Here is a 23,831-nt window from a genome sequence, read left to right on the forward strand (position 1 = left end):
GAGTTGCCCTCGGGATCCTTTTGGGGCTGATCGTCGGCGTTGCGCTGGGTGCATTCGGCATGTGGGCGTACCGCAAGCGAGTGAAGGCGCAGCGTAACACCCGAACCCAAAAGGAACTCGAGGGCAATCGTGTATCTACGGTCGCCCAGGTTCTGCACTTCACCATCCAATCCGCTCCCGATGCGGTCGCAGTGGTGGACCGCAAACGCAACGTCGTGCTTTCCAACCCCCGCGCCCACGAACTCGGACTAGTGCACGAGCGGAACTTGAACTCCGAGGCGTGGAAGATGGTCGAACGAGTATTCGCCGACCAGGAACCACGGCAACTGAACTTTCTCCCCCCGCCCCGGCGCAGTAATAGGCCAGTCATCGCGGTGGCAGGCCAGGTGAAACCGCTGTCGCTGGCGGATGACCGCTTCGCTGTGGTGTACGCGGCCGACGATTCCGAGACGGTGCGCATGGAATCGGCCCGTCGTGACTTCGTGGCCAATGTCTCCCACGAACTGAAGACCCCGGTCGGGGCGATCTCTCTGCTGGTAGAGACTCTGATGTCCGTGCGCGATGACGAGGAAGCGGTGGAGTACTTTGGTTCCAAGCTGATCGTCGAGGTAAGGCGAATGAACCAGATGATCACCGAGCTGATCAGCCTGTCGAAGCTGCAGGGGGCGGAATCGCTGCCGGACCTAGAGGTCTTGAGCGTAGACAAGATCATCGAGGATGCCATCGACCGCTGCCGACTTGCCGCCGAAGCCCGAAATATCGAGTTGGTGAAAGATTCCAAGTCCTCCGCGATGGTGAAGGGGGACAAGGGGCTGCTAGTCACCAGTGTGTCCAACCTGCTGACCAACGCGATTAACTACTCTCCGGAAGGCTCGCCGGTCTCCATTTCCCGTGAAGTGCAGAACGATACGGTGATCATCCGCGTAACCGACCGCGGTATTGGTATCTCCCCGGACGATCAAAAGCGAGTATTCGAAAGGTTCTTCCGCGTGGACAAGGCGCGCTCCCGCAACACCGGTGGTACGGGCCTGGGGCTGGCGATCGTCAAGCACGTGATGGCCAACCACGGTGGCAGCGTTTCCTTGTGGTCCAGGGTAGGGACGGGCTCGACGTTTACCCTGGAGCTCCCGCGCTATCAAGAGGGGAAGAACAAGGATCTGCCGAGCGGTGAAATCCCGGTGATCCCGGATGCGCGCCGCCTCGACGAAGAGTCTAAGTGAATCCAGGGTTGCTACAGCCTTAAGCGGAGTAGCACGTTACGATAGGTCTTGTAGCTTTAAATAGTTTTTTGAAAGGCATTGAGCAGCTGTGACGAGTGTGTTGATTGTCGAAGACGAAGAGTCTTTGGCGGAACCTCTAGCGTTTCTGCTGAAAAAAGAAGGCTTTGAAGTCTTCATGGCCCAGGACGGTCCAACCGCACTGGATACCTTCGCTGCGGAGGATATTGACATCATCCTGCTGGATCTGATGTTGCCAGGCATGTCTGGAACAGAGGTCTGCCGCCAGCTTCGTCAGACCTCCAGCGTTCCGGTGATCATGGTGACGGCCCGCGACAGTGAAATCGACAAGGTCGTCGGCCTTGAGCTCGGTGCTGACGATTACGTGACGAAGCCCTACTTTGCCCGCGAGCTTATTGCCCGCATCCGCGCAGTGCTGCGCCGCGGTGGGGAGATCGAAGTCGAGGCTCCCGCTGAAGACGGCCTAGTGCTGCAGGAAGACCGCGTGATGATGGACGTCGAACGTCACATCGTTACCGTCGATGGCCAGAAGGTTCCGATGCCGCTGAAGGAGTTCGACCTGCTGGAATACCTCATGCGCAACAGTGGTCGTGTGCTCACCCGCGGTCAGCTGATCGATCGCGTGTGGGGTGTCGATTACGTCGGAGACACCAAGACCCTGGACGTGCATATCAAGCGCCTGCGCTCCAAGATTGAGCGTAATCCTTCCCGCCCGGAGATCCTGGTGACCGTCCGCGGCCTGGGCTACAAGTTCGAGGCCTAGATTCCGCGCCGTCGCGCCTCGGCCGTCGCCGGGTGGATCGTCAGCAAAGGAAGCCCGCTAGGGGAGACCTTCGCCAGCTTTTCGCGCTGTTCGCAATGCGCGGCCAGCACCTCGTAGGCCGCCTCGCCTATCAGCTCCGTCAGCTCCTCGCGCCCGGTGCGCCACAGTGCCTCGCCACCCGCGTGGCAGTTCGGGTCTGACGAGCAGTACCAGTCGAAGTCTTCCCCGCCGTCGCCCCACCCGCGCCGGTTGTATTCGGTGACGGTCGTCCGCAGCATCTCCACCCCGTCGGGCCGGGTTTCCCAGTCCTCGAGTCGCCGCAGAGGCACCTGCCAACACACTTCCGGTTTTGCGGCGGTAATCTCCACGTCGTTGCGCAGTGCCCACGCGTGCAGCGCGCACCCGCGGCCGCCCTGGAAGCCTTCGCGGTTGGCGAAGATGCACGCCCCGTTGGTGGTCACCGTTTTTAGCGCGGGCTCCATCTCGCCCTCGTCGTTTTCTAGCTCGTCCCATTCGAGCCACGGCTCGATGTCGTCGCCGCTCTTTTCTTGTGGACGCCCCTTCGCCTCCCAATCATCCATATCCGCAGGGCGGTTCTGCCAGTCTTCCGCCGTAAGCTTTTCCGCGACCTTCCGCAGGGTCGCGCGGTCGTCTTCATCGGTGAGGAATGCGCCGTGGGTGCAACAGCCGACGTCCGGATTCTCGGCGTCAATACCCAAACACGCTTCGGTGCCAAACCGGCAACGGTACGTGGACAGCAACCACGTGAGATCCACCTGAATAATGTGCTCGGAATCGGCAGGGTCGATGAACTCCAGCCATTCGCGAGCATGATCAGCGGGCATTTCGCGGCCCGCGCGGATGGAAAGATCGGCAGGTGTGCCCTCTGGGTAGCCGGTGGCTAGCAGGCTGCCGGGGGCTTCCGATTCTTTTTCCGCGGACGATTCATTCACGTGTTCCACCGTAGACGCATTAGGCTGGGGAGCGTGCGATTAGGTGTGCTTGACGTAGGAAGCAATACGGTTCATCTGGTGGTCGTCGATGCACAGCGTGGCGGGCCGCCGACTCCGATGAGCAATTGGAAAACCCCCATGCGCTTGGTGGAATATCTGGACAAGAGGGGTGCCATTAACGCAAAGGGGCAAGAAAAGCTGCTCAACGGCGTGGCACTGGCTAAAGAAATGTCCGAGCAGTTCCGCTGCGAGGGCATGCTGCCTTTCGCTACCTCCGCCATCCGCTCCGCAGAAAACTCGGAGAAGGTGCTGGACAAGGTAGAAAAAGAGACCGGTGTGCGCCTGCGCATCCTGTCGGGTGAGGAAGAAGCCCGGCTGACGTTCCTGGCAGTGCGGCGCTGGTACGGCTGGTCGGCCGGGCGCATCTGCGACCTGGATATCGGTGGCGGTTCGCTGGAGATGTCCATCGGCATGAATGAGGACCCGGACGTGGCCTGCAGTGTGAACCTGGGGGCCGGGCGCCTGACCCGCGATTGGTTCGATACCGATCCGCCGTCGAAGAAGAAGGTTGCCGAACTGAGGGAGTTCATCGATGAAGAGCTGAATGCTCCGGTGGAGAAGCTGCTGGCTTCCGGCGACATTGACCTGGCCGTGGGAACCTCGAAAACGTTCAGAATGCTGGCGCGACTGACCGGTGCTGCACCGTCCTCAGCCGGTCCCCGAGTGAAGCGCACCCTGACGCAGGCGGGCCTGCGCCAGCTGATTGCCTTTATTTCCCGCATGACCGCCGCGGACCGGGCGGAACTGGAGGGCGTGAGTGCGGAGCGTTCCCACCAGGTGGTTGCCGGAGCGTTGGTGGCGGAAGCTGCTATGCGCAAGCTGGACATTGATGTGCTGCACATGTGTCCGTGGGCGCTGCGCGAAGGCGTGATCTTCCGGCAGCTCGACCATGGGGTGGACCTCGCCTAGGGGGCGTTGCACCAGTTGCCCTTACCCAGGAGCCGGGGAGTAAAGTACTCTGTTTGAAGACATATGTTTAAAGTGAAGCTTGAGGGCGGATCGCTGGCGATAGTTTCGTGGGAACGGCTTCGTAGGAACTGCACTGCAAGTGACGATGTGATGGGATCAATGGATGAGTGAGAAGCTGACAGTCGCCGAATTGCTCGCCCGCAACGGGCGCGACGCTAGTTCTGCTGACACTGGCCGGCGTCGACGCCGTCATCGCAACCTAGATAAAGGTGGCGTGTCCGTCGCCGAGCTGACGGGTTCCATTCCAGTAGTAAAGACCGAGGAAGACCGCGCCCGGGAGCGTGCTCAGGCCGAGGCTTCCGCTCCGTCTTCCGCCGAGACTCTCACCACGACTCCCGCCGAGACTCCCTCTACCGCGCAGGCGGAGGCGCCGGCAGCTCCGCAGCAGGATCAGCGTTCCGTCAGCCGCACCGCGGAGCGTCCGGAAGAGAAGACCGGCCAGCTTCCCAACGTGGAGAGCGCTGACGAGGCCAAGGTAGAGACGGCAGAGAAGCCGCGCGAATCCACAAAGCCAACCTTCGGTGAGGTTGCCCGCGAAGAAGCGAAGGCCTCTGACAAGCCGGTTGCTGAAGCCCCCCAGCCCGCTGCAGCGGCAAAGCCTGCTGAAGATGTAGAGGCTGAAAAGGGTGGCGTCGCAAAGAAGGCCACCAAGAAGACGGGCACGATCCCGGGTTCGGCTAAGCCCGCGGCTGCAGCAACGGCAGCGACGGCTGCGACGGCGACCGGTGCTGCTGGCGCGGCCGAGGTGAAGGTCGAGCCGAAGAAGGTTGAGGCTGAGAAGGCTGAAGTTAAGCCGGAGGCTAAGGCTGAGCCGAAGAAGCCAGAGCTGAAAAAGCCGGAGCCGAAAAAGCCTGCGCAGGCGACGCCCGCAGCCGGCTACCCGGAGGCCTCCCCGGAGGAGAGCGCACAGTTCGCCGAGCTGGAGCAATCGCTCGAAGACGGTGAGGTTGTCGAGTACGAGGACGACACGATCTCCTGGCCGATGATGATCCTGCAAGCAATTGCGGCGATCGTCGTTGGTGTGGGTGTGTTCTTCGGTTTCAGCCTGATCTGGGCGAAGGCCCCGACGGTGCTGGCGCTGGTTCTGGCAATTGCCGTCACGCTGCTGCTGGTTGGCCTGGTCCACGCGCTGCTGCGCCACCGCGACAAGCTGCTGATGGTGCTGGCCGCCATTGTTGGCTTGGTGCTGACCTTCGGCCCGCGCCTGATCCAGGGGCTCTAGGAGTGGTGCTTTCCGCTGGTCAGGGGGACTAGCGGAGCAGCGCCAGTCGGGGCGATTATCACTCGGGGGAAATTGGGGTGGGGTAGCAGGAAGCCGCCAATCCTGGCACGCTGGGTTGCATGACTCAAATTGGAATTATTGGCGGAGGTAACATCGGCGAGGCCCTGCTGGCCGGAATCATTGCGGACACCGCGGACGCCGCCGATGCGAAGAAGATCATCGTTGCAGATCCATCTCAGGAGCGCCTGAGCGAGCTGAAGGACAAGTACGGCATGGTCACCGCCCAGGAGGGGCGCGAGGCTGCCGAGGGCACGGACATCCTTTTCATCTGTGTTAAGCCCAACATCGTCCCCATCGTTCTGGACGAGGTTGCGGAGGTTTTGGACGCTAATTCGCAGGACACGATCGTCGTCTCCCTGGCTGCCGGTGTAACCATCAGCACCATGGAAGCCGCGCTTCCCGCTGGCACCACCGTGGTGCGCACTATGCCGAACACCCCGATGCTGGTCGGTCAGGGCGCGATCGGTATCGCCGGTGGCCGATTTGCTGAAGAGGCGCAGCTGAACACGGTGCAGGACATCATGTCCAAGGTCGGCGAGGCCGTTATCGTGAAGGAGAAGGAGCTCGACGCCGTCACGGCCGTCTCTGGCTCTGGTCCGGCTTATATCTTCCTGGTTGTCGAGTCCATGATCGAGTCGGCTGTGCAGCTGGGACTGGCACGCCCACTGGCGGAGAAGCTGGCTATCGCCAACGTGCAGGGTGCTGCCACCATGATGTCCAGGAACCTCGCAGAGGGCGGGGATACGCCTTCTGTATTGCGCACCAAGGTCACCAGCCCCGGGGGAACCACGGCGGCCGCTCTGCGCGAGCTGGAGGAGTCCGGCATCCGCGGTGCCTTCTTCCGTGCGATGGAGGCCTGCAAGGAACGCTCGGAGGAGCTGGGCGCGCCCGCCCCGGGAGCGAACCCGGCGAAGAACGACGACTAGTCGGCAGCTAGTCGGCCCCCGGACTGGCCCCGAACTAGCCCCGAATCGGCGCGGGAAACCCGCCCATTCGGGGTTAATTTTTCATCTCCCGCACACTCGCCACCCAAGCTCCGGCTAGACCCAATGATCTTTTTACATATGTTTGTTTAACACCAATCACGCCTGTTAAATCCAGCCTCAATTGATGACTTGCGTTGGTTTTCAACCCCCTTGGTCATGTCTGCCACACGGGACAAATCCCCCTCAATGGTTCCCCTTGTTGCACATGATTCACTGGTTTCACGTTATGATGGTTCGCGAGCGATCACGTGTGACGTCCTGCAGGAGGGGAAGCCTGCAGCGCATGAGAGCGCAAAGAAAGTGAAGATCTATATGGCTAACACCGAAAATGGAACATTTCTGACCGTCGCAGAGGTCGCCGATCTGATGCGCGTGTCGAAGATGACTGTTTACCGTCTGATCCACTCGGAAGAGCTGCCTGCCGTACAGGTTGGCCGTAACTTCCGCGTACGCGGCTCTGCTGTCGATGCATACCTCGGCGCATCCGAGTACAACCCCGGTCAGACCGGTTAACTGGCCTGTCCCGTAAGTTTTCGGGCAACGCCAACAACGCAACAGTCCTCCATTTTCGGTGCCAGGTGGCTTCCGCTACCAGCCCGGCGATGGGGGATTTTTGTTTCTCTGAGGTACTGGGCGCTAAACTGTTTGGCATTCGTGCCTACGGATGTGAGGGAACTTCACACCTTTGCTTTAAAAGAAACTAACCGAGAGAAACGAGGCTTACCCCATGGGTTCTGTCATCAAGAAGCGCCGCAAGCGCATGTCCAAGAAGAAGCACCGCAAGATGCTGCGACGGACTCGCGTTCAGCGTAGGAAGCTCGGTAAGTAACTTCCGCAGCCGCATTCAATAAAACCCACCGCAAGCGCCCGCCAGGGTGCTCCCACCGCGGTGGGTTTTTGCGTGCCCGTTGTATCAGCCAGCAGTACTGGATCTATACGGCTTAGCGGCGCCACCGCAGCCAGGCGCCCAAGCCCAGCCCCGCCAGGCCTACGCCCGCAGCCAGCCGCATGCCGCCTGCGCGCCGGAAGATGCGGCGCAGGCGCCGGTAATCGCGCACTTCCCAACCGCGCTCCATTGCGGCCTTGCGCAGTTTCGAATCTGGGTTGATGGCCACCGCAGTTCCTACGGTCGACAGCATTGGCAGATCGTTGACGGAATCGGAGTAGGCGGTGCAGCGCTTAAGATCCAACTCTTGGTAGTTCGCCAAAGCGATCACTGCGTGCTTCTTGCCTTCGCCGTGCAGCAGGTCGCCGACCATGCGGCCGGTGAAGCGCCCGTCTTTCACCTCAGCCACCGTGCCAAGCGCGCCGGTGAAACCCAGCTCCTTTGCAATAATCTGCGCCAGCTGCACCGGGGAGGCCGTCACCAGCCACACTTGCTGGCCGGCCTGAATGTGCATGTCGGCCAGTTCTTTAGTGTCCGGGAAGATCCGCTCTGCAATGGTTGCCGCCCAGATCTCCTGGGCCATCTCGATGACCTCGGATTCCTTGCGCCCCTTCACCAGAGCCAATGCCTGTTCCCGACCGCTGGAGATATCGTTTGCGCTCTCCTTGCCCAGCACCCGGAACTTCAGCTGCACCCAAATGAAGCCCAGCAGCTGCCGTGCGGTAAAGAAACGACGTTTAGCCAAGCCGCGGGCGAAAAGCAGGATCGAAGCACCCTTGATTAGCGTATTGTCCACGTCGAAAAAGGCACCCACACCTGCGTCCGGGGGGATCGATGGATCGGTCTGGTTCAGAGGCTGCGGCTGCTTGCGGATGCCCGCGCCCTCTAGATTGGCCAGTCCAGTGCGCAGCTGGTCGCCGTCGATCTCGTAGCTGCGTGCCAGCTGGTCTAGCTGCGTTTCGCTGAGCTCCCACAAGGATCGAGGTGCGCCCGTACCGTATCCGACCTGCAGGTTTTGGGGTGTGGACGCCCCCTTCTCCGCAACTGCAGCCTCAGCATCCTGGGAAGAGTCCTTCCGGCGTGCGTGCCCAAAGCGTTCGTGGCGGAATTCCCGGAGGAACGCCTGCATGTTCAGCGATAGCGCGCGCAGGTAACCGCGCCACTCGCTGCCAGTATCGCGCCAGCTGGCAATCCTCCCCGCGCGCCGTTCCGCAGCAGCCCGCGCCGCTACACCCGGCTGGGAGCTGCTCGGCGGTTCAAGATCAGGCGCTTTATTCACATAGACAAAGTTACTTGAAAGCGCTCGGTTAGTCTGTTCGAGATCCGTTTGACCCCGCCAGGCCGGTAGGTAGCATGGGGAACCGTGAGTTTGAACAGCCTTTCCGCAGGTAGTGAAGCGAAAGCCCGGGTCCAGTTAATCACTCGTTCCACGTGTGGCTCCTGCGAGCGCGTGCACCAGCAAATCCTGCCGATCGCACACCGCTACGGCACCACGGTGGAAGTGATTGAATTGGACCGTGGGGGCGTCACCAAAGAAAAAGAGGAATTGGCACAAGAGTTCGGCGACCGTGTACCCGTCGTGCTGGTCGACGACGAAGAAGTCGCGTGCTGGGAAATCGACGACGACGAGCTGATCGCGGCGCTGGAGCAGTAACCGCGGGAGGCATACGCCCATATATCAGCCGGGCGAACACGTTTTGGCAACGGGGTGGGTTAAGGGCTACCGTAGACACTCGTAACAACTTGGGGGTTAGCCCCGCGCGCCGCCACCCCAAGTGATCCCCGCAGGAGGCTTGAAGACATATGAGTAGTAACACCCGGACTGGTTCCGCGTCGGTGTTGCTGGTCGGACTGTCTTTCCGTTCTGCCCCGGTGACCATGTTGGAGCGGGCGACGGTCGCGGATGCGGATCTGCCGAAGCTGCAGTTGTCGCTGGTGGACAACGATGTGATCTCTGAATCCCTGGTGCTTTCCACGTGTAACCGCATGGAGTTTTACACGGTGGCGAACGCCTTCCACTCCGGTTTGGACCACGTGGTGGATACGATCGCGCAGTTCTCGGGGCTGCAGACCCAGGATCTGGAGCCGCACCTGTATGTGCACTACGCGGACTCCGCTGCGGAGCACATGCTGAAGGTCGCCTCCGGGCTGGATTCGATGGTCGTCGGCGAGCAGCAGATCATCGGCCAGCTGCGCAGCGCCTACCAGTCCGCCAACGAGACCGGGACGGTGGGGCGCACCCTGCACGACCTCACGCAGCGCGCCCTGCGGACGGGCAAGCGCGTGCACTCCGAAACGGCCATCGATTCGGCTGGTGCCTCCATGGTGTCGTTCGCGGTGGACCAGGCGCTGCGCTACATCGACCCCGCGCATGCCCTTGTTTCTGCTGTTGAGGACGCCCCTGCGTCCCAACCCCTCGCCGGCCGCCGCGCGCTGATCATCGGCGCGGGGGCGATGGCCTCCCTGGCCTCCACGCACCTGGGCAAGCTCGGTATCGACCACGTGACCGTGGCCAACCGTACGCTGTCGCGCGCCGAGAACCTGGTGAGCCACGCGCGGGAAGCGGGGGTGGATGCCTCCGCCGTGCCGCTAGAGAGCGTGGCGGACTGCCTGAGCGCTGTGGACATTGTGGTGTCCGCCACCGGCGCCGTGGGCAATGTGGTCAGCGAAGAGGCCGTGCGGGCGGCAGTGAAGATCCGCGCCGGACTCGCCGGGGGCGCTGGTACGAAGGTCTTGATCGACCTGTCCATGCCCGCGGATATTGAACGATCCGTTGCGGACGTCGAGGGCGTCAAACTGCTGAACATCGAGGAACTCACCACGATGGCCGGCGACCGCGCACAGGACGAAGATCCCGCCCGCGCGATTGTTGCCAACGAGCTGGAGAGCTTCCTGGAACAGCAGCGCGCCCAGTCCGTGGTGCCCACCGTCAAGGCCCTGCGCCAGAAAGCCGGTGAGGTTATGGCTGAGGAGCTGATGGCGCTGGAGCGCCTGACCCCCGACATGTCGGAGGCCGACCGCGCCGCAGTGGCGAAGTCGATGAAGCGCGTGGTGGACAAGCTGCTGCACACGCCGACGGTGCAGGCGAAGAAGCTGTCCGCGGGTGGCCAGCAGGTGAGCTACCCCGACGCGCTGGCCGCGCTGTTCAACTTGCCCAACGGAATGGTGGATTCCGTAACGCAGCCGGGGCAGACCGGCGCAACCAAAACAGTGGGTACTTCTACCCGCGCCGATCAAATTCCAAGCGCTGCCCGCATTGGCCAGGTAGCGAAGGAGGCTTAAGACTTTCCATGACATCCCGGACATCCCGTACCTCCCGTACCTTCTTGATCGGCACCCGTAGATCCGCCCTGGCGACCACCCAGACCAGCCACGTCCGCGCAGGCATGCTCGCCGCTGGTTACGACGCGGAACTGCACCTGGTTCAGACCCCGGGGGATGCTTCACAGGCAGCGCAGACGCCGGTGGCGAACATCGGCGTGGGAGTGTTTACCGAGACGCTGCGCAAGGCCCTCGACGCGGGCGAATGCGACGTAGCCGTGCACTCCTTCAAGGATCTGCCCACCGCACCGGACGCGCGCTTCCGCACCATCGTTCCGCGCCGAGTAGACCCCCGCGAGGTACTGGTCAGCCGGAACAACGAGACCCTGCTGGAACTGCCGCAGGGAGCCAAGGTGGGAACGAGCGCACCCCGGCGTGTGTCCCAGATCCGCGCCGTGCGTCCCGACCTGGAACTGTTGCCCCTGCGCGGCAACATCGATACCCGTATGGGACGCACCGAGGAAGACCTGGATGCGGTCGTGCTGGCACGCGCCGGACTGGAGCGTGTTGGCCAGCTGCACCGCGCCGCCGAGTCGATTGACCCCGGCACGATCATGCCCGCGCCCGCCCAAGGTGCGCTGAGCGTGGAGGTACGTGCCGATGACGACGCTGCCTGGGAGGCCGTCCGCCACCTAGACCACCTGCCCAGCCACATGGCTGCCGTTGCAGAGCGCGCCGTGCTGTCCACCCTGGAGGCCGGCTGCACCGCACCAGTCGCAGCCTATTCCCTGTGGACCACGTCGGAGGACGAGGATTCGGATGGCGCCACGGGCCACGTCCTGCGCGTGTTCGGAGGCGTGTTTGCCATGGACGGATCCCGCAAGCTGGTGCAGGTCGGCGAGGCCACCTTTGATATCCCGGACCCGACCGGGGAGGGCGATTTCCCCGCAGCTGAGGAGCCCCGCTGGCAAGAGTGCATAGACGCTGCCAGAGCGATAGGTACCGGCATAGGAAGAGCACTGCTTGACGACGGTGCTGCTGAATTAGTGGCAGAGACCAACTAAATCTCCTTTTATATCAACGCGACAAATTAGAAAGTTCCACTATGACCGATTCCGGATTGTCCCAGGTGGGAGGCTCCGATCAGGCCACCGTGGCGGCAGTAGCCGACCTGGCTCCCACTGGACACGGCCGAATTCTTTTCGTGGGCGCTGGCCCCGGAAACCCGGAGCTGTTGACCATTCGGGCGCGCGACGTCCTAGAAACCACCGCCCATGCATGGGTGGATCCTTCGGTTTTGGCATCCGTGCGCAGCATCATTGCCACCCGGCTTCCTGTACCGCAGGCGAAGCTGGATGCAGCGGAAGCTGAGTGGGAAGCGAAAGTACAGGCTGCGAAGGAGGCCGGCGCCCGGCGCCGTCCGCCACGTCCAGCCCCGCCGACCGCAGCGGAGATTGTCTTGGCAGCCCCCGCTGCCCACGACTCTGCTTCGCAGGTAGACGAAGGCCAAGTGGAAGACGGCGATGCCTCCGCCGAGGGTAGCGCGGATGCGCTTGTCGTCGCCCCGGACATCCTGGCCGAGCAGATGATCGCCTGCGCAAAGGCAGGCAACGACGTGGTGCGCCTCGTCGCCGGCAACCCGCTGAGCAACCCCGCCGTCATGGACGAATTGCAGCACGTTGCGGCGAGCACCGTGGACTTCCAGGTGATCCCTGGCATGACCGGCTCGGTGGCCGTGCCGGCCTTTACCGGCATTGGAGTGGGACCCGACGTCACAGAGGCCGATGTGCGTGGTGGAACTGACTGGGATCAGCTGGCCGGCGCCGGCCTGCCGTTGATCCTTACCGCCGCCCCGGAGGACCTGGCGACCATTGCCCAGGAGCTGAAGGCCCGCGGCATCGCCGGAACCACTCCCGCGACGGTGACTCTGCACGGCACCACCCGTCGCCAGCGCAGCTACGATGCAACCCTGGACACGATGAAGTCCATCGTCACCCAATCCGGTCCTGCCGCCAAGGATGGTGAGCTGCCCACCGAACTCATCGTCACGCTGGGCTCGCAGGTCGGCAACCGCTCCAAGTACTCCTGGTGGGAAAACCGCGCTCTGTACGGCTGGACTGTTCTGGTGCCACGCGCGAAGAACCAGGCTGGGCCCATGAGCGCCCGCCTGGCCTCGCACGGCGCCATTCCCGTGGAGGTCCCCACGATCTCCGTCGAGCCACCCCGCAGCCCCGTGCAGATGGAGCGCGCCATCAAGGGATTGGTTGACGGCCGCTACCACTGGATCGTCTTCACCAGCGTCAATGCGGTGAAGGCCGTGTGGGAAAAGCTGCGCGAGTTCGGCCTGGACGCCCGCGCCCTGGCCGGCGTGCGCGTGGCCGCGGTAGGGCCGAAGACCTCCCAGGCCGTGAAGGACCTGGGCATCACACCAGAGCTGTTGCCGAAGGACGATGCGCGCAACGCTGCGGGCCTGGTGGACGTATTCCCGCCGCACGATCCGGATCTGGATCTGGTGGATCGAGTGCTGCTGCCACGCGCCGACATCGCCACCGACGTGCTGGTCGACGGCCTGATCGAGCTGGGCTGGGACGTGGAAGACGTCGTTGCCTACCGCACGGTCCGCGCTGCCCCGCCCAGCCCGGAGATCCGCGACATGATCAAGACCGGTGGATTCGATGCAGTCTGCTTCACCAGTTCCTCGACCGTGAAGAACCTGGTGGGCATCGCTGGCAAGCCGCATGCGCGCACGATCATCGCCTGCATCGGACCGATGGCTGCACAGACCGCTCGCGAGCACGGCTTGCGCGTCGACGTCATGCCCGAGGCCGCTGGTGTGCCGGAGCTTGTGGACGCCCTCGCTGCCCACGTGGCTGACCTGCGCGCCAAGGGACAGCTCCCGCCGCCGCGCAAGCGGAGGCGGCGTCGTAAAAAGACGGCCGAAAAGAAGGACACCGGGGCTTAACAAGCCCGTCCGGGCGCGGTAGTAGCATCGTGGGCATGACTTCGAACTACACCCCGTTCCGCCGCCCCCGCCGACTCCGCACGTCCCCGCAGATGCGTAACTTCACTGCGGAGACGGACCTGAACCCCAACCGGCTGGTGCTACCGATGTTCATCGCCGACGGGCTGGATGCCCCGCGCGACATCACCAGCCTGCCGGGGGTGCAGCAGCACACGGAGGATTCACTGTTGCGCGCGGTGGAGGAGGCCGCGAACGCCGGCGTGGGGTCGGTCGACCTGTTCGGTGTTCCCCGGGATGAGGATAAGGATGCGACCGGAAGCCAGGCGGTTGCCGAGGATGGCATCCTGAACCGCGCCATCAACGCGGTGCGCCAGCGCTTCGGCGACGACATTCTGGTGATGGCCGATACCTGCCTGGACGAGTTCACCGACCACGGCCACTGTGGTGTGCTGTCCACCGACCGCTTTGGCCACCAGATCGTCGACAATGATGCAACCCTGCCGCAGTACGCCAAGATGGCGGTCGCGCAGGCCGACGCTGGCGCGCACATCGTCAGCCCTTCCGGCATGATGGACGGCCAGATCCGCCACATCCGCGAGGCCCTGGACGAGGCCGGCCACCAGGACGTATCCATCATGGCTTATTCCGCGAAGTACGCCTCTGCCTTCTTTGGCCCGTTCCGCGAGGCCGTGGGGTCCTCCCTGCAAGGCGACCGCCGCACCTACCAGCAGGACCCCCGAAACCTCCGCGAATCCATCCTGGAAACGCAGCTGGATATCGACGAAGGCGCAGACATGGTGATGGTTAAGCCCGCCATGCCCTACCTGGACGTGCTGCGCGAGGTAGCGAACATGTCGCCTGTGCCTGTGGCCGCCTACCAGGTGTCCGGCGAATACGCGATGATTTCCGCAGCAGCCCAGAACGGCTGGATCGACGAGGAAGCCGCAATTATGGAATCCATCTACGGCATTCGCCGAGCCGGGGCGGACATCATCCTGACGTACTGGGCCACCCGGGTGGCGCAGATGCTGCGTCCAAAGATGCTTTAACCTAAGCAATCACAGTAGGCTAAGAGGCTGTATGAATAGCAGCGCACACATGAACACAGAGCAGCACTACCCGCGCCCCCAGGGCACCGGTGGACCTACGGGCACGCCGAAACCACCGAAGCCACCGAAGGTGGGCCGCAAGGATGGGCTTGCTCCGAACCTGCAGAACGCGCCGGAGGATGTCCGTTTCGGAGTGTGGGCGTGGCTGGCTGTCTCGGTGCTCCAACTGTTGGCCAGTGTGGTGCAGTTCGTTTCCAACCTCGTCGATCCGCGCAACCTGACCAAGAGTAGCCAGGGAATGCTGGACAGCCAGACAGGCATGTTCGCCAGTGTGCTGGCTGACCGGGATGCCTCCCAGATCGCCACGCAGGTCAACGTATCCTCGCTGATCTGGGGCATCGTAGCCTCGGTGGTGTGCGCTTTCCTGGCTTTGCGCGCGGGGCGCGGTGGTCCGTACTCCCGGATGTTCCTCAACGTCGCCTCCTTATTCATGATCCTCAACGCGGTGCTCATCACGTTCACCAGCGGGCCGGAATTCATGCCCGTGGGCTTCGTGCTGCTTATCGGCGTGCTGACCATCCTCTCTGGCGTGGGTGCGGCACTCGGCATGTGGTTTATGGCCCGCCCGGAGAATCGCGATTGGTTGGGTGTGCCCAGCGAAAAGGAGATGGACAAATACTCCAAGGAACTCGACGAGTACCGGGCTGAAATGCGGCGTCAAAAGGAAGAAGCGAAACAACAAAAACAGCAGCAGAACAGCAAAAACAACCAGAACAACAATGACCACACCTGGGGAGGGCGCTAGACATGCCGGCGATGTTCCCCTCGATGGTGCCCAATAGCGACGATCCGAACCGTCGGGTCGCGTATTGGCAACCCGGCGACCCCACGCCCCGCATGGTCATCGCTTCCTTCGCGATGTTGGTTTTCGGTGGCGCCATCATGGTTCTGGTCGGCGTGCTGTCCCTAACGGCCTCGTGGGACCGCGAGCCCACGAGCGCCGAAGAGGCCGAGCACATGCGCTTCATGATCAACAACGTCCGCATCCTCGGCGGGATCAACGTTGTGGTCGGCGCGCTGCTGGTGTTCTTCGCCCCCGGCGTGCGCGACGGCTACCGCGGCAAGCGCCGTCTGGTGCTGTGGCTGGGCGCGATCGGCATTCTGTTCATGTTGGCAGGTTGGGTTTTCGGCTTCACCGGCCCCGGCCAGGCGCTCATCGCCCTGTGGGTGGCTATCGCCCTGCTGATGGCCTACCGGCCAGCGGTTAATCCATTTTTTGACGCCGGGCATCGGCTCGAAGAAACCCCCGTCGAAGGTGACGGTAGACTGCCGGGCGACGAACTGCGGGGCTAGCAGCAATGGCTGAACCAAACTCGAATATCGTCCCCACCAGTACTCGCGCGGCGCGACAGACGAACGTGCACGTCGAAGACGTGGACGAGGCAATCCTGCAAGCCCGCGCAGCTGCTGCTAAGGCCGGCTTTGACATGGAAAGGTCCGCGCAGTCGGACGAAGAGATCGACCGCGCGGCCCGGGAACGATGGGGACTGGCCAGCTTCGCCTACCGGCTGGAGGGGCTGGAAACTGCGGTGGAGGCCACCACGGTGGAGGAGGAGCTCAACGACATTCCGGGTGTACAGGCGGCAGTGGTGTACTCCACCGGCATGGCCTGGATCTCTGCCGAGGATCGGGTGACCCCTGCGGAAATCCAGGAAGTGCTGGAGCGACACAACCTGGATAGCTGGCTGACTGATTCCTCGCTACGCCGTCGGGCATCCCGGCTGGAAATTGAGGAAACGCGGCGGCGCATGCGGCGCCACGCCACAGCCCACCGGCGCGCGTGGGCGGCGGCCGAAAATCGTAAGCGGTGGGATGCCAACAAGGCGGAGTTCGAAAGGTTCCGCCGCAGCAACCCCTTCGATTCGACCGAGGGCCTGCACACCGCCCGCCAGTTGATCACCCGGATGCGACTGATCGTCGCGGTCGTGTTGGGCCTGCCCGTGGTGGTGCTGCAGGTTGTTCCCGCCTGGCAGTTTAACTACTGGCAGTGGGTGTGCTTGGCACTTGCGACCCCGGTTGTCACCTGGTGCGCTTGGCCGTTCCACCGCGCCTTCTTCGGAGGGCTAAGACGTAGACAATCGGCGCTGGACGGCGCCAGTTCCGTAGCGATCGTCCTGGCTTATCTGTATTCCGCATGGATGTTGATTTTCACCTCCGCGGGCGACGTGGGGTGGGAAAGCCACCAGGTGCTGCTGGCCGGTGTGTGGTCGGCGCGGCACATTCAAGGCGCGGTGTTCTTCGACGTGGCCTGCGGCGGAACGATTCTGTTGCTGTTTGGTCGACTGCTGTCCCGGCGCACGGCGTTGCGCTCGAAGTCGATGCTGTCCGTGCTGACGGTGCCTGCGGCTAAACAAGTGACCGTGGTTCGCAAGACGCGCAAGTCCAAGATGGAAAAGAAGGACATCCCGATCGCGGAGATCCGCACGGGCGACGACATCATCATCCCCACCGGCATGATGGTGCCCAGTGATGGCGAGATCATTAGTGGTAAGTCTCTGGTGGACATGGGTCCGGTCGGTGGCCTGCACCGTACCTTTGAGGTCTCCGTCGGCGATCGCATTTACGCCGGCGCCCGCAACCATGGTGCGGCGTTGAAGATGCGCGTGCATGCGACGGGCTCCTCCACGCGTTTGGCAGCGATGCACCAATGGGTGCGCGGTTCCGCGCTGGATGAGACGCGCCTGACGCAGCTGACGAACCGCACCGCGAGTCTGCTAGTGCCCTGGGCTTTTGGTCTGGCGGTCGTGGACTTTATTGCCTGGCTTGCAGTGACGAAGTCCTTCGATGCGGCGATGGCCACCGCCCTGTCGGTGCTGGCGGTCGTCGCGCCGGTCGCCCTGGCTCTATCGGCTCCGCTGGCGCTGCGCTTGGGGTTGTGGCGTGCTGCGACCTCCGGCGCCCTGCTGCGCGATACGGGCACCATTCACAAGCTCGCTGAGGTGGACGCCATCATCTTCAACCGCGTGGGCACCCTCACCGATGGGCCCATGCACGTCATTGGCGTTACGCCTTCCAAGGGGGAGAACCCGGACCTGATTCTGCGCGTGGCCGGCGCCCTGTCGCTGGAGTCCGAGCATGCCGTGTCCCAGGCCCTGGTGCGTGCCGACCGCGAGGCGCGCGATGCGGGCGCGGGCGGGGAGGAGACCCCCAACTGGCTGGACGTCGGCGAGGTGAAGATCACCAAGGACGGCACGTTCGAGGGCATGGTGGAGCTGCCCGTCGACGGCGAGATGCGCCACGTCAAGGCGCGTCTGTGGCGACCGCACGATCTGGGCGAGATCCGTGACCCGCACCTGGCTACCGCTGCTCTGGGCGGCGGGTCACCGGTCATCGTCAGCTGGAAGGGCAAGGACCGGGGAGTCATCAGCCTGGCAGATAGCTTCAAGGACGACGCCCCGGCCGCGATCGACCGGCTGGAGGATATGCAGCTGGAGACCTATATGCTCTCCCGCGATATTTACCCAGTGGCGCGACGCACCGCGAACTCCATTGGCATCTCCACCGTGCTGGCTGGCATCCCGCCGAACCGGAAGGAGGCCACAGTGCGCGGCGTGCACGCCATGGGTGTGCGCGTGGCCATGGTCGGCGACCGCGACGTGCTGGGGGCGCTGCGGGTCGCCGATGTGGGTATCCTCATGGCTTCGTCGAACCGCATCGACCCTACCGCCGCTGAGGTGGCGGACGTGGTGATGCAGCGCGAGGACGTCTCCGCCCTGCCGGAGCTGGTCAACCTGCTGCGCCACGTGCGCAACACCACTGACTGGAACGTGTGGCTGTCCTGGACCTATAACGCGATCGGCGCAACCCTGGCTGTTGCCGGTGTGCTTAACCCGCTGCTGGCGACGGTATTCATGCTGCTCAGCTCCACGCTGATCGAAAGCCGCAGCGCGCGTATTCTGCACCGTAATTACGCTCGGGGCACCCTGCGCCAGACCCATTCGTGGCAGGGCTGGGTGGCCCGCCGACGGGAAATCAGGGAGCTGCGAAAGCAGGAAAAGCAGCGCGCCGAGGCGATCTCCTTGGCTCGCGCCGAGGCCGCGGATGAGGAGCTTGAACAGTCCCAGGGCTAGCCGCGCTAGGCTGGTGGGTATTGCAAGCTAACCACCTTTGAGGTGGCGGGAAGGATTACTTCGTGTCTGTAACTGTCGATCCGCAGCAGCCCAACAACCATTCCAACGGCCGCGCTAGTGCCGAGGCTTTTGAGCGGGCTCGCACCCTCATCCCCGGCGGCGTGAACTCGCCGGTCCGCGCGTTTGGCTCGGTGGGTGGCACTCCGCCTTTCATCACCTCCGCGCAGGGATCCACGCTGAACGACATTGACGGCAACTCCTACGTGGATCTGTTCTGCTCGTGGGGACCGATGATCCACGGCCATGCCCACCCCCAGATCGTCGAGGCAGTGCGCGAAGCCGTGGGGCACGGCCTGTCCTTCGGCGCCCCGACCACCATGGAAGTGGACCTGGTGGAGGAGATCGTCCGCCGCACGTCCGTGGAAAAGGCTCGCCTGGTGAACTCCGGCACCGAGGCCACGATGTCCGCCATCCGTCTGGCGCGGGGTTACACGGGCCGCGACAAGATCCTGAAGTTCGAGGGCTGCTACCACGGGCACGTTGACTCTCTGCTGGTCGCCGCCGGTTCCGGTGTGGCTACTTTCGGCCTGCCGGATTCGCCGGGCATTACGAAGGCAGCTGCGGGCGATACCGTTGTGGTTCCTTACCGCGACGTCCAGGCCGTGGAGGACGCTTTTGCAGCCCACCCAGGCGAGATCGCCGCGATCATCGTCGAGGGCGCGCCGGGCAACATGGGCACCGTGAACCCGCAGGGCTTCAACGCGGAGTTGCAGCGCATTGCCCACGCTCATGGCGCGCTGCTGATCGTCGATGAGGTCATGACCGGCTTCCGCGTCAGCGAGTCCGGCTGGTTCGGCAAGGACGGCGTGGCTGGTGACCTGACCACCTTCGGCAAGGTTGTGTCCGGTGGTCTGCCGGCCGCGGCGTTCGGCGGAAAGGCGGAGATCATGGATCACCTCGCGCCGGTCGGTCCGGTCTACCAGGCAGGAACGCTGTCGGGTAACCCGGTCGCTGTCGCTTCGGGCTTGGCCTCTTTGAAGTTGGGGGACGCCGCCGCGTACCAGAAGCTCGACGAGAATGCCGAGGCGCTGGCAGGCATCCTGTCCGACGCTCTGAGCCAGGCCTCTGTCGCCCACAACATTCAGCGCGCAGGCAATATGTTGAGCGTGCGCTTCGCGGAAGGGGAGGGCACCAACTTCGCGGAGATGAAGGCCGCGGATACCTTCCGCTACCCGGCCTTCTTCCACGCGTTTTTGGATGCCGGCGTGTTCCCGCCGCCGAGCGTGTTTGAGACCTGGTTCGTATCCACTGCGTTGACGGACGCCGACTTCGAGAAGATCGCCGCGGCCGCTACCTCCGCAGCCCAGGCTGCAGCCGCCGCCCAGAAGTAGTTCAGGGCTCCGCCTAAAAGGCCTGTAAGAGGCCTCTAAAGCGGGGTTCGCCTTACTTGGGTTGGGGTGGTGGGCACTGTAAGCTAGGTGACCATGGCTACGATCGTTCACCTTGTACGGCACGGAGAAGTGCACAACCCGGATCGCATTCTCTACGGCCGTCTGCCTGGCTATCGACTCTCCGAGCGGGGGCGGAACATGGCGCACGCCACCGCGGTCGATCTCGTGGACCACGATGTGGTGTATCTGGCCGCCTCCCCACTCCAGCGGGCGCAGGAAACTGCCCGTCCTTTCGCGGAGAAGCTGGGTCTGGAGGTCCAGACGGACGAACGCATCATCGAAGCTGGCAACGACCTGCAGGGGCTCCACATCAAGGGCGTGCGCAGTGCGCTGTGGAACCCAAAGCGCTGGCCGATGCTGAAGAATCCCACCGTCCCTAGCTGGGGCGAGCCCTATCAGGAGATCGCCGACCGTATGTGGGAGGCCGTCGACGCCGCGCGCGAGAAGGCCCGCGGGCACGAGGCCGTTTTGGTCACCCACCAGCTGCCGATCGTGATGATCCAGCGCGATGCGCAGGGACTATCACTGGCGCACAATCCGGCTGATCGCCAGTGCGAGCTGGCCTCCGTGACCTCCCTGGTGTTCGACGGCGGGCAGCTGACTGACCTGTTCTATTCCGAGCCGGCGCAGGAGATTTAACAGTGCGCATTAAAACTACGACAGCAGCACTCGCGGTGTGCCTCATGGCCGGCGGTGCGGCGCTCGTTTCCTGCAGCGAGGAAAACACCGCAGGCACCAACGCAGTGGCCAGCGGCGGTAGCTTCGAGTTCGTTTCCCCCGGCGGGCAGACCAGCATCCACTACAAGCCGGAGGAGCGCAAGAAGGTTGCCGACTTCGCGGGCACCGACTTGAGCGGCGATGACGAGATCTCCCTGACCGACTTCGACGGTCAGGTTGTGGTGCTGAATGCCTGGGGGCAGTGGTGTGGCCCCTGCCGCAGTGAATCCGACGACCTGCAGCGGGTCCAGGAGAAGCTGGAGAAGCACGGTGGCGGAACCGTACTGGGTATCAATGTGCGCGACAACGTGAAGGAAAAGCCACAGGACTTCGTCAAGGACAACGGGATCACCTACCCGTCGATCTACGACCCGCCGTTCAAGACGGCTCTGGCGCTGGGTGGTGTACCAGCTTCGGTGATCCCCACAACCATCGTCCTGGATAAGCAGCACCGCCCGGCACATATCTTCCTGAAGGAAGTGACGGACAAGGAGCTGTGGGAGCAGGTCGAGCCGCTATTGAATGAGGACGAATAGATGATCCTTGCGGAGTCGATCGGAGAGTCCTTCGCGGATACGGCGGCCGCCGGTCCGCTGTTGCTCGCGTTGCTGGTCTCCGCACTCGCGGGCCTGGTTTCCTTTGCCTCGCCCTGCGTCATTCCATTGGTGCCCGGCTACATCTCCTATCTCGCCGGAGTCGTCGGCGCAGAGACAGAATTCACCCAGCAAGGCACGGTGGTCAAGGCCAAGCGTGGCCGAGTGGCCACTGCCGCATTGCTGTTCGTGCTGGGCTTTACCGTCGTGTTTGTGCTGGCCACGGCCACCGTCTTCGGTGTGATCAGCGCGCTGAGGCTTAACCAAGACCTGCTGATGCGCATCGGTGGCGGAGTGACGATTGCCATGGGTGTGGTGTTCTTGGGATTCATCTCCCCGTTGCAGCGCGATACGCGCCTGAGCCCCAAGCGCTGGACCACCATCGCCGGCGCGCCCCTGCTGGGCGGGGTGTTCGCCCTGGGTTGGACCCCGTGCCTGGGCCCCACACTGGCTTCCATCGTTTCGGTTTCCGCTGGCACTCAGGGCATGACCGCCGCCCGGGGCGTGATCCTGATCGTCGCTTATTGTCTGGGCCTCGGGCTACCATTCATTGTCGTGGCGCTGGGATCCTCCAAGGCGCTGTCGGGAATTAGCTGGCTGCGCAAGCACTCCCACACTATCCAGATGATCGGCGGCGCGATGCTGATCATCGTGGGGCTGTTGCTGGTCACGGGGCAGTGGGCGACATTTGTGGAATACATCCGAGAGGTATTTATCTCTGACAAGACCCTGCCGATCTAGAACCGAACCCATGCCGCCGGCCTGAGGGAACGGTCGCGGCTGAGCAGTGGGCGTCAATAAAGAACGAGAGAGCGAAAGTACGAAAGAGCAACCATGCTGACAACGATCCTTAGCTTGCCGAAGAAGGGCTGGCAGTGGCTCACGAAGATGAAGACGGCCCTGGTGCTGCTTTTCCTACTGGCGCTGGCCGCGATCCCGGGCGCGCTGCTGCCACAGCGGTCGCTCAACGAGGGCAAGGTTGCCGAATATATTGACGCCAACGGCAAGACCGCCGAAGTCTTCGACAAGCTGCAGCTTTTCGATGTTTTTAGCTCCTCGTGGTTTGTGGCGATCTACGTCCTGCTGTTCGTTTCCCTGGTCGGCTGCATCCTGCCGCGCAGTATCGACCACTACAAGGCGCTACGTTCTTCCCCGCCGCCAGCGCCGAAGCGCCTGGACCGCATGCCGTATCACTACTCCGGCACCGTCGACCAGTCCGTCGAGGACGTTCAGAAGTCCCTGCGCGAGGAGTTCAAGGGCTGGAACATCAACGAGGTCGACAAGGAAGACGACCGCGCCGGGGCATGGTCCATGTCGGCGGAGAAGGGCTACCTGCGCGAGGCTGCGAACCTGGTGTTCCACCTGTCGCTGGTGGGCATCCTCATTGCCGTGGCAGCGGGCAAGATGCTGTACTACGAAGGCCAGGTCATCGTGGTGGCTGGGACGGACAGTGAGCAGTCGCAGTTCTGCAACTCCGCCGTCTCCAACTACGATTCCTTCCGCAACGGCCCGGTGTTCGATGGCACGGGGTTGACTCCTTTTTGTGTGAATGTGAAGGACTTTAAGGCTGAATACCTGCCAAACGGCCAGGCTGTGGGCTTCGAGTCGAACATCGACTTCGCGGGCAAGGAAGATGCCTTCAAGCCGACGGAACAGTGGCAGCATAAGACGCTGCAGGTGAACCACCCCTTGCGTTTCCAGGGCAACCGTGTGTACCTGCAGGGCCACGGCTATGCGCCGACGTTCACAATCCAGTGGCCGAACGGCGAGAAGCGCACGGAGACGGTGCAGTTCCGCCCGGACGACATGACCTATTTCCTGTCCTCCGGTGCGGTGCGTTGGGACCCGCCCGCTGGTATGTACCCCGACCTGCAGGAACGCCGCAAGAATCAGATTTCCCTGCAAGGCCTGTTCGCGCCGTCGGCGGAGTGGACGGGACCGAAGGGCAAGATCCTTTCTTCCAACTATCCGGCGATGCGGGACCCGGCGGTTGCGATTGACGTCTACCGGGGCGATACCGGCCTGGACGGCGGGCGCAGCCAGAACATCTTTTCCTTGGATAGGGAGGCGCTGCACTCCGGCCAGATGCAGATGCTGGATCGCGTGAACCTGGAGAAGGGCGAGTCCGTCACCCTGGACGATGGCACAAAGATCACCTTCGACGGTGCCAAGGAGTTTGTGAACCTGCAGATCTCTAAGGATCCAACGACTACCTGGGTGTTGGTGTTTGCCGTGCTGATGCTCGCCTCGCTGGTCGGGTCCCTGGCCGTGAAGCGCCGCCGCTTCTGGGTGCGCATCACCCCGGAGGGTGAGGGCACGCTGATTCAGATCGCCGGACTGTCCCGCACGGACTCCGCCGGATGGGGTCGCGAGTTCAACCGCCGTGCCGAGCGCGTGCTGGGGCTGGAGGAAGAGGCCCTGGACGAGGACTACGACGTAGATTCCGCCGACTGGGAGGATGACGACAAGTGATTGTGGAAGGGCGCAAATAGGCGCTAGGCTGATACTTTGTAGCGAATTAACACTTTTCA

The 23,831-nt window shown here is 63.2% G+C and carries 22 protein-coding genes; 20 read left to right on the plus strand and 2 right to left on the minus strand.

Annotated features, from left to right (window positions below; translation table 11 throughout):
- Nucleotides 1-59 precede the first annotated feature (59 nt).
- Together CRD15_RS04790 and CRD15_RS04795 are read left to right on the plus strand one after the other, a co-directional pair.
- Nucleotides 60-1,220 (plus strand): cell wall metabolism sensor histidine kinase WalK, encoded by a 1,161-nt coding sequence (locus CRD15_RS04790; RefSeq protein ID WP_051873829.1) that lies wholly within the window; start codon nt 60-62, stop codon nt 1,218-1,220.
- 88 nt (nt 1,221-1,308) lie between these two features.
- On the plus strand, nt 1,309-2,001 hold the full coding sequence (locus CRD15_RS04795) for a response regulator transcription factor (protein WP_034971015.1): 693 nt from the start codon (nt 1,309-1,311) through the stop codon (nt 1,999-2,001).
- Here CRD15_RS04795 and CRD15_RS04800 read toward each other — a convergent pair.
- A complete protein-coding gene (locus tag CRD15_RS04800; protein ID WP_187402051.1) occupies nt 1,998-2,954 on the minus strand; it encodes a hypothetical protein in 957 nt (318 codons plus the stop codon). The genes CRD15_RS04795 and CRD15_RS04800 overlap by 4 nt on opposite strands.
- Before the next feature lie 33 nt (nt 2,955-2,987).
- On the opposite strand from CRD15_RS04800, the gene CRD15_RS04805 reads away from it, so the two are divergent.
- From CRD15_RS04805 to CRD15_RS04825, 5 genes are all read left to right on the plus strand, one after another.
- Entirely contained in the window at nt 2,988-3,923 is a 936-nt protein-coding gene (locus CRD15_RS04805) for a Ppx/GppA phosphatase family protein (protein WP_187402052.1), read from the plus strand.
- A gap of 163 nt (nt 3,924-4,086) precedes the next feature.
- On the plus strand, nt 4,087-5,205 hold the full coding sequence (locus CRD15_RS04810) for a hypothetical protein (protein WP_187402053.1): 1,119 nt from the start codon (nt 4,087-4,089) through the stop codon (nt 5,203-5,205).
- Between the two features lie 119 nt (nt 5,206-5,324).
- On the plus strand, nt 5,325-6,191 hold the full coding sequence (gene proC, locus CRD15_RS04815; RefSeq protein ID WP_187402054.1) for a pyrroline-5-carboxylate reductase: 867 nt from the start codon (nt 5,325-5,327) through the stop codon (nt 6,189-6,191).
- Between the two features lie 372 nt (nt 6,192-6,563).
- Nucleotides 6,564-6,764, plus strand: coding sequence for a helix-turn-helix domain-containing protein (locus CRD15_RS04820; RefSeq protein WP_034971019.1), 201 nt, complete (start codon nt 6,564-6,566; stop codon nt 6,762-6,764).
- Nucleotides 6,765-6,978: 214 nt separating this feature from the next.
- Complete coding sequence (locus CRD15_RS04825) at nt 6,979-7,080, plus strand: 30S ribosomal protein bS22 (RefSeq protein ID WP_003855542.1); 102 nt, start codon at nt 6,979-6,981, stop codon at nt 7,078-7,080.
- 112 nt (nt 7,081-7,192) lie between these two features.
- Here CRD15_RS04825 and CRD15_RS04830 read toward each other — a convergent pair whose 3' ends face one another.
- Nucleotides 7,193-8,416, minus strand: coding sequence for an HAD family hydrolase (locus CRD15_RS04830; protein ID WP_370546807.1), 1,224 nt, complete (start codon nt 8,414-8,416; stop codon nt 7,193-7,195).
- Nucleotides 8,417-8,500: 84 nt separating this feature from the next.
- Here CRD15_RS04830 and CRD15_RS04835 point away from each other — a divergent pair, with 84 nt between their 5' ends.
- The 13 genes from CRD15_RS04835 to CRD15_RS04895 all read left to right on the plus strand — a co-directional run bounded on the left by CRD15_RS04835 (nt 8,501) and on the right by CRD15_RS04895 (nt 23,772).
- The gene (locus tag CRD15_RS04835) at nt 8,501-8,791 is read left to right on the plus strand and encodes a glutaredoxin family protein (RefSeq protein ID WP_034972519.1); all 291 of its coding nucleotides are present in this window, start codon (nt 8,501-8,503) and stop codon (nt 8,789-8,791) included.
- 149 nt (nt 8,792-8,940) lie between these two features.
- On the plus strand, nt 8,941-10,419 hold the full coding sequence (locus CRD15_RS04840; RefSeq protein WP_034980483.1) for a glutamyl-tRNA reductase: 1,479 nt from the start codon (nt 8,941-8,943) through the stop codon (nt 10,417-10,419).
- 8 nt (nt 10,420-10,427) lie between these two features.
- The gene (gene hemC, locus CRD15_RS04845) at nt 10,428-11,462 is read left to right on the plus strand and encodes a hydroxymethylbilane synthase (RefSeq protein WP_187402055.1); all 1,035 of its coding nucleotides are present in this window, start codon (nt 10,428-10,430) and stop codon (nt 11,460-11,462) included.
- A 41-nt stretch (nt 11,463-11,503) separates the two neighbouring features.
- Complete coding sequence (locus CRD15_RS04850; RefSeq protein ID WP_034971022.1) at nt 11,504-13,360, plus strand: uroporphyrinogen-III synthase; 1,857 nt, start codon at nt 11,504-11,506, stop codon at nt 13,358-13,360.
- 35 nt (nt 13,361-13,395) lie between these two features.
- Nucleotides 13,396-14,409: a porphobilinogen synthase gene (hemB, locus tag CRD15_RS04855; protein ID WP_035001670.1), complete on the plus strand. Its 1,014-nt coding sequence runs from the start codon at nt 13,396-13,398 to the stop codon at nt 14,407-14,409.
- Between the two features lie 31 nt (nt 14,410-14,440).
- Nucleotides 14,441-15,214 (plus strand): hypothetical protein, encoded by a 774-nt coding sequence (locus CRD15_RS04860; protein ID WP_187402056.1) that lies wholly within the window; start codon nt 14,441-14,443, stop codon nt 15,212-15,214.
- 2 nt (nt 15,215-15,216) lie between these two features.
- A complete protein-coding gene (locus CRD15_RS04865) occupies nt 15,217-15,762 on the plus strand; it encodes a hypothetical protein (RefSeq protein WP_034971024.1) in 546 nt (181 codons plus the stop codon).
- Nucleotides 15,763-15,767: 5 nt separating this feature from the next.
- Nucleotides 15,768-18,539, plus strand: coding sequence for a cation-translocating P-type ATPase (locus CRD15_RS04870; protein WP_187402057.1), 2,772 nt, complete (start codon nt 15,768-15,770; stop codon nt 18,537-18,539).
- A gap of 62 nt (nt 18,540-18,601) precedes the next feature.
- Nucleotides 18,602-19,930 (plus strand): glutamate-1-semialdehyde 2,1-aminomutase, encoded by a 1,329-nt coding sequence (gene hemL / locus CRD15_RS04875; protein ID WP_187402058.1) that lies wholly within the window; start codon nt 18,602-18,604, stop codon nt 19,928-19,930.
- Between the two features lie 93 nt (nt 19,931-20,023).
- On the plus strand, nt 20,024-20,629 hold the full coding sequence (locus tag CRD15_RS04880; RefSeq protein ID WP_043012357.1) for a histidine phosphatase family protein: 606 nt from the start codon (nt 20,024-20,026) through the stop codon (nt 20,627-20,629).
- 44 nt (nt 20,630-20,673) lie between these two features.
- A complete protein-coding gene (locus CRD15_RS04885; protein ID WP_187402121.1) occupies nt 20,674-21,243 on the plus strand; it encodes a TlpA disulfide reductase family protein in 570 nt (189 codons plus the stop codon).
- On the plus strand, nt 21,244-22,041 hold the full coding sequence (locus CRD15_RS04890; protein WP_034971027.1) for a cytochrome c biogenesis CcdA family protein: 798 nt from the start codon (nt 21,244-21,246) through the stop codon (nt 22,039-22,041).
- Nucleotides 22,042-22,134: 93 nt separating this feature from the next.
- Nucleotides 22,135-23,772, plus strand: a complete 1,638-nt coding sequence (locus CRD15_RS04895; RefSeq protein ID WP_187402059.1) for a cytochrome c biogenesis protein ResB — start codon at nt 22,135-22,137, stop codon at nt 23,770-23,772.
- Nucleotides 23,773-23,831: the final 59 nt, after the last annotated feature.

Origin of the sequence: Corynebacterium sp. LK28, assembly GCF_014335105.1 — a bacterium.
In the GTDB taxonomy this organism is placed as follows: Bacteria; Actinomycetota; Actinomycetes; order Mycobacteriales; family Mycobacteriaceae; genus Corynebacterium; species Corynebacterium macclintockiae.

Excerpts from the sequence above, each read along its gene's own strand:
- CRD15_RS04820 (WP_034971019.1), top strand. The coding sequence starts at position 6,564 with ATGGCTAACACCGAAAATGGAACATTTCTGACCGTCGCAGAGGTCGCC.
- CRD15_RS04860 (WP_187402056.1), top strand. The coding sequence starts at position 14,441 with ATGAATAGCAGCGCACACATGAACACAGAGCAGCACTACCCGCGCCCC.
- CRD15_RS04790 (WP_051873829.1), top strand. The coding sequence starts at position 60 with ATGTGGGCGTACCGCAAGCGAGTGAAGGCGCAGCGTAACACCCGAACC.
- CRD15_RS04865 (WP_034971024.1), top strand. The coding sequence starts at position 15,217 with ATGCCGGCGATGTTCCCCTCGATGGTGCCCAATAGCGACGATCCGAAC.
- CRD15_RS04885 (WP_187402121.1), top strand. The coding sequence starts at position 20,674 with ATGGCCGGCGGTGCGGCGCTCGTTTCCTGCAGCGAGGAAAACACCGCA.
- CRD15_RS04810 (WP_187402053.1), top strand. The coding sequence starts at position 4,087 with ATGAGTGAGAAGCTGACAGTCGCCGAATTGCTCGCCCGCAACGGGCGC.
- CRD15_RS04850 (WP_034971022.1), top strand. The coding sequence starts at position 11,504 with ATGACCGATTCCGGATTGTCCCAGGTGGGAGGCTCCGATCAGGCCACC.
- CRD15_RS04825 (WP_003855542.1), top strand. The coding sequence starts at position 6,979 with ATGGGTTCTGTCATCAAGAAGCGCCGCAAGCGCATGTCCAAGAAGAAG.
- CRD15_RS04890 (WP_034971027.1), top strand. The coding sequence starts at position 21,244 with ATGATCCTTGCGGAGTCGATCGGAGAGTCCTTCGCGGATACGGCGGCC.
- proC (WP_187402054.1), top strand. The coding sequence starts at position 5,325 with ATGACTCAAATTGGAATTATTGGCGGAGGTAACATCGGCGAGGCCCTG.
- hemB (WP_035001670.1), top strand. The coding sequence starts at position 13,396 with ATGACTTCGAACTACACCCCGTTCCGCCGCCCCCGCCGACTCCGCACG.
- CRD15_RS04895 (WP_187402059.1), top strand. The coding sequence starts at position 22,135 with ATGCTGACAACGATCCTTAGCTTGCCGAAGAAGGGCTGGCAGTGGCTC.
- CRD15_RS04880 (WP_043012357.1), top strand. The coding sequence starts at position 20,024 with ATGGCTACGATCGTTCACCTTGTACGGCACGGAGAAGTGCACAACCCG.
- CRD15_RS04870 (WP_187402057.1), top strand. The coding sequence starts at position 15,768 with ATGGCTGAACCAAACTCGAATATCGTCCCCACCAGTACTCGCGCGGCG.
- hemC (WP_187402055.1), top strand. The coding sequence starts at position 10,428 with ATGACATCCCGGACATCCCGTACCTCCCGTACCTTCTTGATCGGCACC.
- CRD15_RS04840 (WP_034980483.1), top strand. The coding sequence starts at position 8,941 with ATGAGTAGTAACACCCGGACTGGTTCCGCGTCGGTGTTGCTGGTCGGA.